The organism is Lactobacillus sp. ESL0700, from assembly GCF_029392095.1.
GTDB lineage: Bacteria > Bacillota > Bacilli > Lactobacillales > Lactobacillaceae > Lactobacillus.
This window is the reverse complement of sequence record NZ_CP113930.1, coordinates 1-14,215: the sequence shown is the minus strand read 5'-3', so window position 1 is coordinate 14,215 and position 14,215 is coordinate 1. Positions and strand designations below refer to the sequence as shown.

Annotated in this window: 12 protein-coding genes; all 12 read right to left on the bottom strand. The window is 41.3% G+C overall.

What is annotated here, in order from left to right:
• Positions 1 to 120: 120 nt before the first annotated feature.
• Positions 121 to 1,506, bottom strand: a complete 1,386-nt coding sequence (dnaB, locus tag OZX63_RS00060; protein WP_277143525.1) for a replicative DNA helicase — start codon at positions 1,504 to 1,506, stop codon at positions 121 to 123.
• Positions 1,507 to 1,545: 39 nt separating this feature from the next.
• Positions 1,546 to 2,001 carry a 50S ribosomal protein L9 gene (gene rplI / locus OZX63_RS00055; RefSeq protein ID WP_277143523.1) on the bottom strand — a complete coding sequence of 152 codons (456 nt, stop codon included), beginning with the start codon at positions 1,999 to 2,001 and terminating at the stop codon, positions 1,546 to 1,548.
• 12 nt (positions 2,002 to 2,013) lie between these two features.
• Positions 2,014 to 4,032, bottom strand: a complete 2,019-nt coding sequence (locus OZX63_RS00050) for a DHH family phosphoesterase (protein ID WP_277143521.1) — start codon at positions 4,030 to 4,032, stop codon at positions 2,014 to 2,016.
• A 148-nt stretch (positions 4,033 to 4,180) separates the two neighbouring features.
• Positions 4,181 to 4,417, bottom strand: coding sequence for a 30S ribosomal protein S18 (rpsR, locus tag OZX63_RS00045; protein ID WP_090093298.1), 237 nt, complete (start codon positions 4,415 to 4,417; stop codon positions 4,181 to 4,183).
• A 22-nt stretch (positions 4,418 to 4,439) separates the two neighbouring features.
• Positions 4,440 to 4,973 (bottom strand): single-stranded DNA-binding protein, encoded by a 534-nt coding sequence (gene ssb, locus OZX63_RS00040; protein WP_277132406.1) that lies wholly within the window; start codon positions 4,971 to 4,973, stop codon positions 4,440 to 4,442.
• A gap of 47 nt (positions 4,974 to 5,020) precedes the next feature.
• The gene (rpsF, locus tag OZX63_RS00035) at positions 5,021 to 5,317 is read right to left on the bottom strand and encodes a 30S ribosomal protein S6 (protein ID WP_277143519.1); all 297 of its coding nucleotides are present in this window, start codon (positions 5,315 to 5,317) and stop codon (positions 5,021 to 5,023) included.
• 201 nt (positions 5,318 to 5,518) lie between these two features.
• Positions 5,519 to 7,999, bottom strand: coding sequence for a DNA gyrase subunit A (gyrA, locus tag OZX63_RS00030; protein WP_277143517.1), 2,481 nt, complete (start codon positions 7,997 to 7,999; stop codon positions 5,519 to 5,521).
• Between the two features lie 10 nt (positions 8,000 to 8,009).
• Positions 8,010 to 9,974: a DNA topoisomerase (ATP-hydrolyzing) subunit B gene (gyrB, locus tag OZX63_RS00025; RefSeq protein WP_277143514.1), complete on the bottom strand. Its 1,965-nt coding sequence runs from the start codon at positions 9,972 to 9,974 to the stop codon at positions 8,010 to 8,012.
• Positions 9,967 to 11,103 (bottom strand): DNA replication/repair protein RecF, encoded by a 1,137-nt coding sequence (recF, locus tag OZX63_RS00020; protein WP_277143512.1) that lies wholly within the window; start codon positions 11,101 to 11,103, stop codon positions 9,967 to 9,969. The genes gyrB and recF overlap by 8 nt, the downstream gene beginning before the upstream one ends.
• Before the next feature lie 6 nt (positions 11,104 to 11,109).
• Positions 11,110 to 11,331 carry a S4 domain-containing protein YaaA gene (yaaA, locus tag OZX63_RS00015; RefSeq protein ID WP_277143510.1) on the bottom strand — a complete coding sequence of 74 codons (222 nt, stop codon included), beginning with the start codon at positions 11,329 to 11,331 and terminating at the stop codon, positions 11,110 to 11,112.
• Between the two features lie 211 nt (positions 11,332 to 11,542).
• The gene (gene dnaN, locus OZX63_RS00010; RefSeq protein WP_277143508.1) at positions 11,543 to 12,673 is read right to left on the bottom strand and encodes a DNA polymerase III subunit beta; all 1,131 of its coding nucleotides are present in this window, start codon (positions 12,671 to 12,673) and stop codon (positions 11,543 to 11,545) included.
• A 170-nt stretch (positions 12,674 to 12,843) separates the two neighbouring features.
• Positions 12,844 to 14,211 (bottom strand): chromosomal replication initiator protein DnaA, encoded by a 1,368-nt coding sequence (dnaA, locus tag OZX63_RS00005; protein WP_277132393.1) that lies wholly within the window; start codon positions 14,209 to 14,211, stop codon positions 12,844 to 12,846.
• Positions 14,212 to 14,215: the final 4 nt, after the last annotated feature.

Sequence of the window (14,215 nt, the reverse complement as noted above, 5' to 3'; positions counted from 1 at the left end):
CTTTTATAATACAATGATAATTAAATAATGTCATTTAAAAGGCCTTAATTTTTGACAAAAGTTGCTAAATCAATAAAAGTCATGGAATTAATTATCTAAACTCCATGACTTTTATCATTTTTATTCATTTGGCTGATCGTGACTATAGTCGAGATTAGAAAAACGGTTATATGGCTTAGAAAACATGAGCTTAATCGTTCCCCGGCTACCTGACCGGTTCTTTTCAATAATGACCTCAACCTCGCCATTATCATCTTCTGCTTCGACCTCACCCTGATTATGATCATCGTCATCTTGTTCATCACGGTAATAATCATCCCGATATAAGAAAGAAACAATGTCGGCATCCTGCTCAATTGACCCAGATTCCCGAATATCTGACAGTACAGGCCGCTTATCCTGCCGCTGCTCAACTGACCGTGACAACTGCGACAAGGCAATTACAGGCACATGCAGTTCCTTCGCCAACTTCTTTAACTGTCGTGAAATTGCCGAAACTTCTTGCTGGCGCGATTCACTGCGGGGACCTTCAATTAACTGCAAATAATCGATCACAATTAATCCCAGATTGCCCTTTTCCTTGGCCAAACGCCGTGCTTGTGCCCGAATTTCACTCATCTTAATTCCCGGCGTATCATCAATATAGACATTAGCCGTCGCAAGTGAGCCCGAGGCCACAATTAGCTTGCGCCATTCTTCTTCATCCAGCTGACCTGTCCGCAAATGCTGGGAGTTAATCAGTCCTTCAGACGCTAGCATCCTTTGGACTAGCTGCTCGCCACTCATTTCTAGGGAAAACATGGCAACCGATTTATCAGTATGCAGACCAACGTGCTGGGCAACGTTCAATGCAAAGGACGTTTTTCCGACACCGGGACGCGCCGCAATAATAATCAATTCATCATCGTGAAATCCCGTCGTCATCTTATCGAGCTCAGCAAAACCCGTTGGCAATCCCGTGACCATGTTGCCGTCTTCGGGTATGTTGTTAATTTCTTCAATCGTTGAATTAACAATTTCCTTAATTCCGCGAAAGCCACTTGCACTGTTTTCCGAGGAGACATTCATAATCTCGCTTTCGGCATTATCCAAAATGTCAGTCACATCATCGGAATCTTGAATGGCGGTTGTAATAATCTTTTGACTAGCAGAAATTAGCCGCCGAAGCAGTGCTTTCCGGTGAACAATCTTAGCATAATAAGTAACGTGGGCGGCGGTCGGCGTTGCTAACGCCAATTCCGAAACATACGCAATCCCGCCAATATCTTCCAGCTGCTTCTTTTTGGTTAATTCATCCTGCAGCGTTAATGGATCAATTGCATCCTCACGATCTGACAGATCCAGCATCGCCTGGAAAACCAGCTGGTTTGCTCGTTTATAAAAATCGGCGGGCTGTAATATGGCACTTGCATCCGCAATTGCCTCTGGATCAATAAAAATTGCCCCTAAAACTGCTTGTTCCGCCTCATCATCATGCGGTATTTGTTGCGAAACAATATTATCCATTAGTTATGACCACTTTTTTATTAAAATCTAGACCGGACACTAATCTTGCTCGGTGATATGAACGCGAATTTTAGCTTCTACGCCCTTAAACAACTTAACAGGTACATTTGTGTAACCTAAAGATTTAATCGGCTCAGGCAGGTTTAATTTACGCTTGTCGATTTTAATGCCAAATTGCTTTTCCAAGCCTTCGACAATTTTTTTACCTGAAATAGAACCAAACAACCGAGCATCTGTTCCGGCCTTTGACTTAAAGTTAACAACTGTTTCGTCTTTTTCAAGTTCTGCCTTAACCTTTTCGGCTTCAGCTTTATCGGCTTCATAAGCAGCTTGCTCGTTGGCAGCAACCCGTTCCAGCGTGTGCATATTAGCTTTAGTGGCAGCCTTAGCTAGGCCGCGCTTAATCAAAAAGTTTTGGGCATAGCCATCAGGAACATTCTTAACTTCACCGCGTTTACCACGGCCTCTTACGTCTTGAGTAAAAATAACCTTCATTTGTAATCTCCTTTATTCGTTTTCTTTCTCATAAGTATCAACTGCATCCGTCAATTTTGCAAGAGCTTGTTCAATCGTCACGTCCTTAATCTGCGTCGCCGCATTGGACAAATGACCACCGCCACCAAGCTTTTCCATAATCACTTGAACGTTAATACTGCCCATCGAGCGTGCAGAAATCCCAACCGTATCCTTGTCACGCCGCGTAATCGCAAAACTTGCTTCAACGTTTTCTAAGTCAAGTGCCGTATCGGCTGCCTGCGCCGTTACAATGGGATCGATAATTTTCTTTTCTGGACCACACATGACGGCCATGTTGGAGTTGATAATCTTTAAGCTGGCAACTAAACTTGTGCGCTCCAAGAAGCTATCAATATCTTCCTTGAGCAGCTCACTGACCCCAGTTGAACTTGCACCGATTGAGCGCAAATAACTCGCCGCATCAAAGGTTCTGGTTCCCGTTCTTAGTGAAAATTCTTTAGAGTCAACGGTAATTCCGGCAAGCATTGCCGTTGCCTCTAAGTCGGTTAAGACCCGCTTACCAGAACTTGGCTGCTGGTACTCAATCATTTCTGTCACCAGCTCACACGCAGATGAAGCATACGGCTCGACATACGTTAACATCGGATTTTCTGGGAATTCCTCGCCGCGGCGGTGGTGGTCAATTACGATAATTCGATTCTTCAACCGGTCATACAATTCCTTAGAATAAGTAATTGAGTACTTAGAATGATCTACCATGACCAGCATTGATTTATCTGTTACCTTTTCCAGAGCGTCTTTAGGCGCAATGAACAAGTCCGCATCTTCTTCTGCCTGCTGCATCTTAACGATTAATCGGCCAACATCATAGTTGGTCTTATTAACATCTAGAACAAAATTAGCCTTAACGTCATGCAGCTGGGCAATTTTAACAACGCCGATACCACTACCGACTGAGTCCATATCCGGATTGGCATGACCAACAACAAATACGCGGTCAGCCTCCTTGAACAGTTCACTAATTGCCTGTGAAACCATCCGTGCCCGGACTCGTGTCCGCTTCTCCATCGGGTTCGACTTTCCGCCGTAAAAGCGTGCATCCTTACCCGGCTGGCACAGGACAACCTGATCGCCCCCGCGGCCCAAGGCCAGATCAAGATTAGATTGTGCTTGATCAGCCAATTCCGTAATTGAACTGCTGCCAAAGGCAATCCCAATTGATAAAGTTAGCGGGGTATTATTCCGACTGGTTTCTTGGCGGATTTTATCCAAAACAGAAAACTTATCATCTTCCATTTTAGCTAAATCCTGCATATGCACCAATAATAAAAAGTGATCCTCATCAATTCGTTTAAGATAAGCATTAAAGTTTTTAGCATAGTCGCTCAAGGTATTTTGTACATACGAACTCATGCTGGTCAATTCCTGATCATGCATTGCTTCGCTTAGCTCATCATAATTATCAATGAAGATTTGCCCGATTGCCAGTAACTCATCATTGTATTTTTCTTCAATCTGGGCATAACGCGTGATATCAAGTAGATAAATCACGCCTAAATTATCTTGAACAACCATCTCAAATTGATGATTATCCCAATTTACTGTTTGATTCTCAGCAGTCTTGGCCGCCAGCGACTCATCAATTAACTTATTTAAATCTGGGTCAACTGCCTCAATGGTTCGCCCGATTAAGTCATCGTCTTTTAGATAAAGCTGCAAGTATGGATTGACCCACTGGATTTGCCTGTCTTCATCATAGAGCAAAATCCCCAGCGGCATCTTAATCATTGCCTCTTGTTCACTACGCTTAATGCGATAGGACAGACTAACCGCAAAATTATTGGCATTACCTGCCAAAACATACGCTCCATAGACGGTAAAGGCAACGGTAAGAATAAAAATCAGCACCATTGCCAAACCAAACAACGGATTCATAATCATGGCAACAATGCTGCCCAAGAGCGACAGCGCCAAAATAATAATTACCGAAGCTGTCAGCCGTGAATCCTTGATAAAAGCAGGAAATCCATTACGCAAAAAATCTTTCATGCAAGATCCTTCCTAAATTAATGTAAAATACATCACTATTATTATACCTTGGATTCAACTGATAAGAAACTCCCTAATATCCAGCTTAAAATAGCGTACAAAAAAATGCGGAAAATAACTTCCCGCATTTTTATTTTTATTCAACTGATTAGTCTTCAGTAACGAATGGCAACAAGCCCATAATGCGAGCTCTTTCAATTGCCTTAGCTACCTTACGTTGATTCTTAGCGCTAGTGCCAGTGACACGACGTGGTAAGATTTTACCTCTTTCTGAGATAAAACGTTTCAACAGATCAACGTCCTTGTAGTCAACGTAATCAATATGGTTGGCTGCGATAAAGTCAACCTTACGACGACGATGGCCGCCTCTTCTTTGTTGAGCCATATCCTAGGTCCTTTCTATAAGTTTAGAATGGAAGATCGTCATCAGAAATATCAATGGTATCCCCAGATCCAGCAAATGGATCCTTTGGCATACTTGATTGATTATTATTTTGGTTATTCTGATTAGATGGTCCCATATTTTGAGAATTATTGGCATTTGGATTACCAAAGTTGCCATTGAAATTCCCATTATTATTTGGTGTGTAACCACCATTTTGACTGCGGGATTCACGGTCTTTGCGTGACTCGAGCAATGCAAAGTTGTCAACGACAACCTCTGTTACATATACTCTTTGCCCGTCTTTATTATCGTAAGTTCTGGTTTGAATCCGGCCGTCAATACCAACCAATGATCCTTTAGACGTAAAATTGCAGAAGTTTTCTGCTGATTTGCGCCAAATGACACAGCTAATAAAATCCGCACCTCTCTCACCTTGAGCGTTAGTATACTGACGGTCAACAGCAAGAGTAAACGTAGCAACCGAGATTCCACTCCCAGTAGTACGTAATTCAGGATCACGTGTTAAACGGCCAACAAGTACAACTCGATTAATCATACTCCAAGGTCCTTCCTTTCCTAAATCACGATCACGATAACGTAATATTATTTGTCTAACTTAACAGTCATTGAACGTAAAATTGCGTTGTCAATTTTTGACAAACGGTCAAATTCGTTAACTGCGTCTGCGTTATCAGCAGTGAAAGTCATGATATGGTAAGTACCTTCACGATACTTCTCGATTTCATATGCAAAATGACGCTTTTCCCAGTCTTTAGATTCAACCATTGTACCACCGTTGTCTGCGATAACTTTATCGTAGTTTTCAACAAGTGCCTTCTTTGATTCTTCATCAATATCAGGTTTAATAATGTAAGTTATTTCGTACTTAGTAGTTGTCATTCTAGTGCACCTCCTTTTGGTCTAAATGGTTCTTGCTAAAATCAAGAACAAGGAGTAATCAATTTTATTACTCGCAATCTCTAATTCTAGCACATAAACAAAAAAATTACCAAACTATATTCACGTGATCCTAAGAGAATTTTATTTCTCCGACTAATAGGTACGCTTAAAAGTCTGATAATTTTTAAATTTAAATCACTTTTATTCTTCTTCGGTCTCAGAATCAGCCGCTACTTCCTGATCTTCCTCAGCAGGAACAACTGTTAAGCTAGCAACCTTACTGTTGTCGTTAACTTTAATCAACCGTACACCCAAGGTGCTGCGGCTGGTCTGCGAAACATCTGCAATCTTGAAGCGAATCATGATGCCGTCATTGGTAATCACCATAATATCTTGGGTACCATCAACAACTGTCACACCAGATAGCGGACCATTCTTCTCAGTGATATTAGCGGTTTTAATTCCTTTACCACCACGACCCTTAACTGGATATTCAGCAGCAGAAGTCCGCTTACCATACCCCTTTTCAGAAATTACTAGGACTTCATCGCTATCTTCAATGACACCCGAGCCAACAACATAATCGCCATCACGCAGGTTAATCCCGCGAACACCGGCAGCAGTTCGACCCATTGCCCGGACAGTCTGCTCATTAAAGCGAACAGCATAGCCAAGATGCGTGCCAATCATAATATCCTTGTTGCCATCAGTGGTTAGAACATTCGTCAATTCGTCGCCATCACGCAAAGTCAAGGCAATCAGGCCGCTGTTTCTAATATTCGCAAATTCACTGACAAGTGTCCGCTTAACCGTCCCCATCTTCGTGATAAAGAACAGGTACTGGTCATCAGCATTTTCAGGAATATTAATAATTGTCTGAATCTTCTCGCCTTTTTCAAGTTGCAATAGGTTAACAATTGGTAAGCCCCGAGCAGTCCGGCTAAATTCCGGAATTTCGTATGCCTTCTTGGAATAGATTTTACCCTTGTTGGTAAAGAACAGCAGTAAGTCGTGGGTACTTGAATAGATCAGCTTTTCAATGAAATCGCCAGACTTCACACCCATGCCCTTAATACCTTTACCACCACGGTTTTGCGTCTTAAATTCATTAATCAGCATCCGCTTGATATAGCCACTATGGGTAAGGGTTAGCAAAACATCTTGCTTTTCAATTAAGTCTTCGTCTTCAATTGAGACAACTTCACTAGCACCGATTTCAGTCCGCCGCTTATCACCAAAGCGCTTTTGAATATCGAGCAATTCATTGTAGATAATCTCGTTGATCCGTTCAGGCTTGGCCAAAATATCCTTGTAATCCGCAATTTTTTCTTGCAAATCCTTGTATTCGGCCTCAACCTTGTCGCGTTCCAAGCCTGTTAAGCGAACAAGCCGCATATCCAAAATAGCTTGTGACTGCTTATCATCCAGTCCAAAGCGGCTAATTAAGGCAGCTTTAGCAATATCACTGGAGTTGCTTTGACGAATAATATGAACAATTTCGTCAATGTGATCCAAAGCGATCTTCAAACCTTCAAGAATGTGGGCTCTTGCTTCAGCCTTGGCCAGCTCAAATTTTGTTCTACGTGTAACAACGTCCTCTTGGTGCTCCAAGTAATACGACAGCATCTGCTTGATACTCAAGAAATGTGGTGCACCATCAACAATGGCAACCATGTTCATCCCAAAGTTAGCCTGCATTTGCGTTAATTTGAATAAATTATTCAAAACAACACTGGCACTTGCATCACGACGAATGTCAATTGTCATCCGCATCCCTGTCTGGTCGGATTCATCACGAACACCGGTAATCCCATCAATTGTCTTAGAGCGTGCCAAATCAGCAATTTTCTTAACTAATTCAGCCTTGTTAACCAAGTATGGCAGTTCAGTAACAACGATTCGTTCCCGACCACTTTTTTCAGTTTCAATATTGGTCTTGGCCCGCACAACGATATTACCGCGACCACTTTCGTATGCCCGATAAATACCGCCGCGACCCATGATAATCCCGCCAGTCGGAAAATCAGGACCCGGAATTGCCTTCATTAAGTCCTTGGTAGTGACATCCGGATTGTTCATCAGCATATGCAAACCGCTGATAACTTCGGATAAATTATGTGGTGGAATATTAGTCGTCATCCCGACGGCAATCCCACTTGTCCCGTTAACTAGTAAGTTCGGAATCCGCGCTGGCAAAACTACTGGTTCGTTTTCAGAATCATCATAGTTCCGTTGCCAATCAACCGTATTTTTGTTAATATCGCGCAGCATTTCAACGGCGATTTTACTCATTCGCGCCTCAGTATAACGCATTGCGGCAGGCTCGTCGCCATCAACGGAACCAAAGTTACCGTGACCATCAACTAGCATATAGCGATAACTAAAGTCTTGAGCCATGTGCGCCATTGCCAAATAAATCGAAGAATCGCCGTGGGGGTGGAACTTACCCATAACCTCCCCAACGATTCTGGCAGACTTCTTATAAGGCTTATCAGGAGTAACTCCTAACTCACTCATTCCGTAAAGAATTCGCCTTTGGACAGGCTTTAAACCATCGCGCACATCAGGCAAAGCCCGGGCAACAATAACTGACATCGCATAATCCAAAAAGGAACTGCTCATTACACTAGTCAGATCAACATTTCTAATTCTATGATCTTGACCTTGATTGTCGTTATCCATTTAAAACCTCCTAAGCATCCAAGTTTTCAACGTATTTTGCGTTAGTTTCAATGAACTTCCGCCGTGGCGCAACTTCATTACCCATCAATAATTCAAAGACCTCATCAGCATTCTTAGCATATTCTGGACTAACGCGATCAAGGCGGCGGTTTTCAGGATTCATCGTTGTTTCCCACAACTGCTCTGGATCCATTTCACCTAGTCCCTTATAGCGTTGAACAAGTGGCTTAGGACTTGGCTGCAGTGCACCTAAATAATCATGCAGCTCCTCATCAGTATCAAGGTACTTAACAACTTTACCTTGACGGACTTGATATAGAGGCGGACGTGCGATATAAACATATCCCTTTTCAATCATTGGCCGCATATAGTTGTAAAAGAGCGTCAATAGTAACGTCCGAATATGGGCGCCATCGACATCGGCATCCGTCATAATAATCAACTTGTGATAGCGAGCCTTTGAAACATTAAAGTCCGCACCAAATCCGGTTCCCAAAGCAGTAAACAATGACCGAATTTCTTGATTAGCCAAAATTCTGTCCATTGATGCTTTTTCAACGTTCAAAATTTTCCCACGAATCGGTAAAATTGCCTGCGTTAACCGAGAACGGCCTTGCTTAGCGGAACCGCCGGCCGAGTTACCTTCAACAATAAATAATTCTGAAATGCTTGGGTCGTTACTGGTATTATCAGCCAGTTTACCTGGCAAATTAGCAATCTCAAGTCCTGATTTCTTTCTCGTTACTTCGCGAGCACGCTTAGCAGCAGTCCTAGCCCGTTCAGCTAGCTGTGCTTTTTCAACGATTTTGCGGCCAACTTGCGGATTCTCCATCAAGAAGTTAGTAAAAGTTTCTGAAAAGGCCTTATCGACTGCAGTTCTGGCATCAGAGTTTCCTAATTTAGTCTTCGTCTGCCCTTCAAATTGCGGGTTCGGGTGTTTAACAGAAACAACTGCTGTCATCCCTTCACGAATATCCTCACCGGAAAGATTATCATCCTTGTCCTTCAAGATTTTGGCTTTGTGAGCATAGTCATTTACCACCCGCGTTAATGCGGTCTTAAAGCCAGCTTCGTGCATCCCACCTTCATAAGTGTGGATGTTATTAGCAAAGGTCATTAACGTTGTTTTGTAGCCATTTGTATATTGTAAAGATACTTCAACATTAATTTCGTTGTAGTCACCTTCGACATAAATTGGCTCATCAAACAAAACTTCTGTGCCATGATTCAAAAAGGCAACGTATTCCTTAATTCCGCCTTCATAGTGATAGACATCAGTTTCAGCGGTTTCTTTACGTTTATCGGTAAAAGTTAGCTTTAGACCCTTATTCAAGAAGGCTAGTTCGCGAATCCGGTTTTTCAAAACTTTGTCATCAAAACTGGTGGTTTCAGTAAAAATATCTGGATCCGGATAAAAATGTACAATGGTCCCGTGCTCAGTCAAAGGTACAGTACCAGCCAATTTCATTTCAGTCTTAACACGACCACGATTGAAATCGATGTAGTACTTTTTACCATCACGCATCGTGGTAACATCAAGTTCAGTTGACAAGGCGTTAACTACCGAAGCACCAACACCATGAAGTCCACCAGAGACTTTATAGCCGCCACCGCCAAACTTACCACCGGCGTGCAAAACAGTAAAAACAGTTTCTAGAGCTGGCCGACCAGTTTTCTTTTGAATATCAACTGGAATTCCCCGACCATCATCTTGAACAGTTACACTGCCATCAGCATTAACCGTTATCTCAATTTTAGTTGCAAATCCAGCTAAGCTTTCATCAATACTATTATCAATTACTTCCCAAACCAAGTGGTGTAAGCCTTGAGAACTAGTTGAGCCAATATACATCCCAGGCCGTTTGCGAACAGCTTCAAGTCCACCCAGAACCTGAATTTGACTGGCATTATATTTATCAGCTTCTTTTTCGTATTGCTTGATTTGATCAAGTTTTTCTTCGTTATGATCAGCCATTCAATTCTCCTTTTTCCAAATAAATTTTTCCAGACTTAATCCGGTAAACCTGAGGCTTTTTAATTATTTCCCAGGAAATACCTGTAAGATCTGTTGTTGTAATAAACGTTTGCGTTTTACCATGAATATAATTGAGTAGCGCACTCTGGCGACTATGGTCAAGCTCACTCATTACATCGTCAAGTAATAACAAAGGATATTCATCAGTCAATTGATGTACCAACTGAATCTCTGCTAGCTTAACACTCAGTGCAATGGTGCGTTGCTGGCCTTGTGAGCCATAAAAATGAGCATCTTTGCCATCCAAGGCAAATTCAATATCATCACGATGCGGGCCAGACAAAGTTGTTCCTTTTCGCATTTCTGCAGCCTTATTTTTCTTGAAGTTTGCCAAGAGTTTTTGATAAATCTCTTCCGTACTATCATCAGCTGTCACTTCAGGAACAGATGGCCGATAAGTTACCGTTAATTCCTCACCACCAGTGCTAATGTGTGCGTAGGCATCACGTGCATACGTGCGCAAGTATTTAAGAAACTTAAACCGGCGCACAATTACTTCGGCAGCAATTCCAGCTAATTGATCGGCTAAGACATCAAGAAATAGTTGATCATGAGCTTGACCTTTGGCTAATTGCTTCAAGTAATTATTCTTTTGCTGCAAAACCTGCCGGTACTTGCTAGCAAAATACAAATACTCCGGATTAATTTGACCAAATTCTTGATCCATAAACCGGCGTCTTAAGGCCGGGGCCCCCTTGATTAAGTCCAAATCCTCAGGCGAGAACAGAATTGCATTTAATTGCCCCACGTACTTAGATAATTTTGCCTGCTCAACACGATTAATCCAGACCTTTTTACCTTTTTTGGTAATTAAGACACGTAAAGTTAAATCAAGCTGACTTTTATAAATATGACCGGTGACATTGGCATATTCTTGATTGAAGGCAATCAATTCCTTGTCACTGCTAGTTCGATGTGAACGTGTCAATGCTAAAAAATAGATTGCTTCCAGCAGATTTGTCTTACCTTGCGCATTTTGCCCAATAAAAATATTGACGTTAGGATCAAACTCAACGTTTAATTGCTGCAAATTACGGTAATTTTGCGCCACAAAATGCTTCAAATACATTGAAGACTACCGAAAAATATATGCTTCGTGGGCAATTTCAACTCGGTCACCTGAACGTAACTTCTTACCACGGCGATTTTCTTTAACACCATTTAGCAAAACTGGATTATCTTGCAAATACCACTTTGCTTGACCACCAGAAGAAATAATACTTTCTTCTTTTAAAAATTGACTTAAGGTAATGTACTCACCTTTTACTGTAAATTCTTTGATAATACTCACCTTCATCGCGCTAGTTTCCTATATTTAAGTATATTCGTTTTAAGGCTAAAAGACAACTTAAAAAGCTAATATAAAGCCATATAAACGGTTTTTAGCAGAATAAACATTTTATAGTAAACGGTCATTAAAACAGTACAACGTGCTTATTTTGTCCGTTAACAAAAAAGGCACATAAAAAAGGTCATCGGATGATGACCTTTAGTTCATAATTTTTTATTTAGAAAGTTCTAACTGGGGTGATTAGTTGAACAAATTCAATGTCGGCTTGGTCTGGATTAACCGTAAACGGTCTTAGCGGCTGCGTAAATTCCATAACAACCGAATCAGTTACCGATGCCTTTAAGGCATCACGCAAATAATCGGGGTTAAACGAAATTTTTAAGTTTTTACCAGTTAAGTTTTTGAAACTTACATCTTCTTCAACGTTACCAATTTCAGCGGACTCACCGGATAATTTTGCCGTTTGCTCCTCAACATCAAGCGTTAAATCAACAACGTTATTGCGACCAGCATGAGTTAACAGACTTGCACGATCAAGCGCGCTTGATAATTCAACTAGGTCAAATTCGACACTGGTTGTGCTTTCAGTCGGGATTAAACGTTCAGTATCTGGATAACTGCCTTCAAGTAGTCGTGAATAGAATAGAATGTTGCCAATTTCAAACAGTACTTGACTATCTCCAGGGCAAACGCGAACTTCCGGATTAGTTTCACCAATAATCCGGGCTAGTTCTAGTAAACTTTTTCCTGGAATAATCAAATCAGTTTTGGTTTGCGGACCATTTTCTAAAGTTAATGCTCGACTAGATAAACGGTGTGAATCAGTTGCAACAGCGTGAATTCGGTCAGGACTGAAAGTGAAGTGGACACCTGTTAAAACTAGACGACTTTCTTGCGTGGCAACAGCGAATTGCGTTTCCGTGATAATTTCACGGAAAGTTTTTCCTGAAATAACAAAAGAGGACTCGTCGGGAATTTCCGGTAATCTTGGATAGTTATTTGCATCTAAACCGTTAATCGTGAATTCACTATTTTCAGAAATAATTTGCGTCTGAAAACTTTCTTTTACTTCAAGTGAAAATTCTTTCCCAGGTAAACGCCGAATAATTTCACTAAAGAAGCGAGCAGGTAGAACAATTGCACCGGTTGATTCAACAGTTAAATCTTCGCTAACTGGAATTTTTAATTCAATTGAAATATCGGTATCGCTACCAGTTAAAATTAATTCATCATCTGTCAAGTTAAGCTTAATGCCGCTTAAGATTGGAATAGTTGCACGTGAAGAAATGGCGTGCATAACGTTGTTTAGGTTATCAACGAAAAGATTTCTATTAATTGTAAATTTCATGAAGGCCTCCTGTTTCAGGTATGTTTTATTTATTTAATTATATAATTTATTTAGTAGTATTAGTAGGTCTTGTGATTTCTGTTGAGAAGTTATGCAAGGCCTAAAATAACGTAATTAGGGCGGTTTAAAAAATGTGGATAAAGCTAAAAGTTGTCCACATTTTTTAACTTTTAGCGATCAAGCATTTGCTTAAGATCAAAAACGGCAGTTTTAATGTCCGAGTCGGTTTTGATTGCCCGACTGATCTTTTCGTAGGCATGCATGACCGTGGTGTGATCTTTGCCGCCAAACTCCTGGCCAATCTTAGGTAGGCTTGAATCCGTTAGTTCACGAGAAAGATACATGGCAATTTGCCGCGGGACCACAATTTGTCGCACCCGCTTTTTGCCCTTTAATTCATAAGTAGAAGTCTGAAAGTAGTTAGCAACAACTTCCTGAATTTTAGATATTTGCAAACCGCGATTTTTTTGGACGAGTTTTAGGTCCGCAAGAGCTTCGCGAGCCAAACCGACGTTAATATCTTCGCGTTCGATTGTTGCATGTGCCTGAACTTTAACCAAAGCACCTTCGAGTTCTCTAATATTCGTATCGACCTGTGAAGCAATGTAATCTAAGGTGCTGTCATCGATTGTTAAATCTTCGGCCTCAGCTTTTTTGCGCAAGATGGCAATCCGTGTTTCAAGATCTGGCGGCGTGATTTCAACTTGCAGACCCCAAGTAAACCGGGAAACTAACCGTTCTGATAAATCCGGAATTTCAGTCGGCAGGCGGTCACTTGTCATTACGATTTGCTTTTGGTCATTATAAAGAGTTTCAAAAGTATGGAAGAATTCTTCCTGAATGCCCTCTTTTTTGGCAAAAAACTGAATATCATCAACTAATAATAAGTCGCAAGTGCGGTATTTTTCGCGAAATTGATCTTGTGTCTTATTTTTGATTGAATTGATAAAATCGTTAACAAAAGTTTCGCTTTGAATGTAAACGACTTTGGCATTCGGCCGCTCGGCCAGCATTTGGTGACCGATGGCCTGCATTAGGTGTGTTTTTCCTAGTCCGACACCGCCAAAGATAAACAGCGGATTGTAAAAACTGCCGGGACTGTCAGCAACTGCTAAAGCGGCACCCGCAGCTAATTTGTTGCCCTCACCTTGAACAAAATTATCGAAAGTATATTTTTCATTTAATTTCAGGTTGCGCACGAACGCATTATGAGTACGCTCGCTTTGGCGCTGCTGCGTAATCTGTGTTTGCGGTTTGGGCGTGACAATTCGTTCAGTACTGCGCTCACCTTCAATTTGAAAAACAGGCGTGATTTCGATATTGGCATAGCCGTATGCTGACTGGATCAATTGCGATGCCAAATTCTTTTCCCAATATCCTTTAGTTACCGGATTTTGCACGGCAATTTTTAATTCATGCGTATCCTTATTGTAGGAAAGTGGTTTAGTATTTTTGAACCAAGCATTGTAGGCAACTTCATTAAAATGCTCACGCATTTCATTATTAAAATGCTGCCAAAATTTATTAATATCAAACAAAGTA

Bases quoted from the DNA above. Each gene is read 5' to 3' on its own strand.
- ssb (WP_277132406.1), bottom strand. From the start codon at position 4,973: ATGATTAATCGAGTTGTACTTGTTGGCCGTTTAACACGTGATCCTGAA.
- rpsF (WP_277143519.1), bottom strand. From the start codon at position 5,317: ATGACAACTACTAAGTACGAAATAACTTACATTATTAAACCTGATATT.
- gyrB (WP_277143514.1), bottom strand. From the start codon at position 9,974: ATGGCTGATCATAACGAAGAAAAACTTGATCAAATCAAGCAATACGAA.
- dnaB (WP_277143525.1), bottom strand. From the start codon at position 1,506: ATGGATAATATTGTTTCGCAACAAATACCGCATGATGATGAGGCGGAA.
- yaaA (WP_277143510.1), bottom strand. From the start codon at position 11,331: ATGAAGGTGAGTATTATCAAAGAATTTACAGTAAAAGGTGAGTACATT.
- rpsR (WP_090093298.1), bottom strand. From the start codon at position 4,417: ATGGCTCAACAAAGAAGAGGCGGCCATCGTCGTCGTAAGGTTGACTTT.
- dnaN (WP_277143508.1), bottom strand. From the start codon at position 12,673: ATGAAATTTACAATTAATAGAAATCTTTTCGTTGATAACCTAAACAAC.
- OZX63_RS00050 (WP_277143521.1), bottom strand. From the start codon at position 4,032: ATGAAAGATTTTTTGCGTAATGGATTTCCTGCTTTTATCAAGGATTCA.
- recF (WP_277143512.1), bottom strand. From the start codon at position 11,103: ATGTATTTGAAGCATTTTGTGGCGCAAAATTACCGTAATTTGCAGCAA.
- gyrA (WP_277143517.1), bottom strand. From the start codon at position 7,999: ATGGATAACGACAATCAAGGTCAAGATCATAGAATTAGAAATGTTGAT.
- rplI (WP_277143523.1), bottom strand. From the start codon at position 2,001: ATGAAGGTTATTTTTACTCAAGACGTAAGAGGCCGTGGTAAACGCGGT.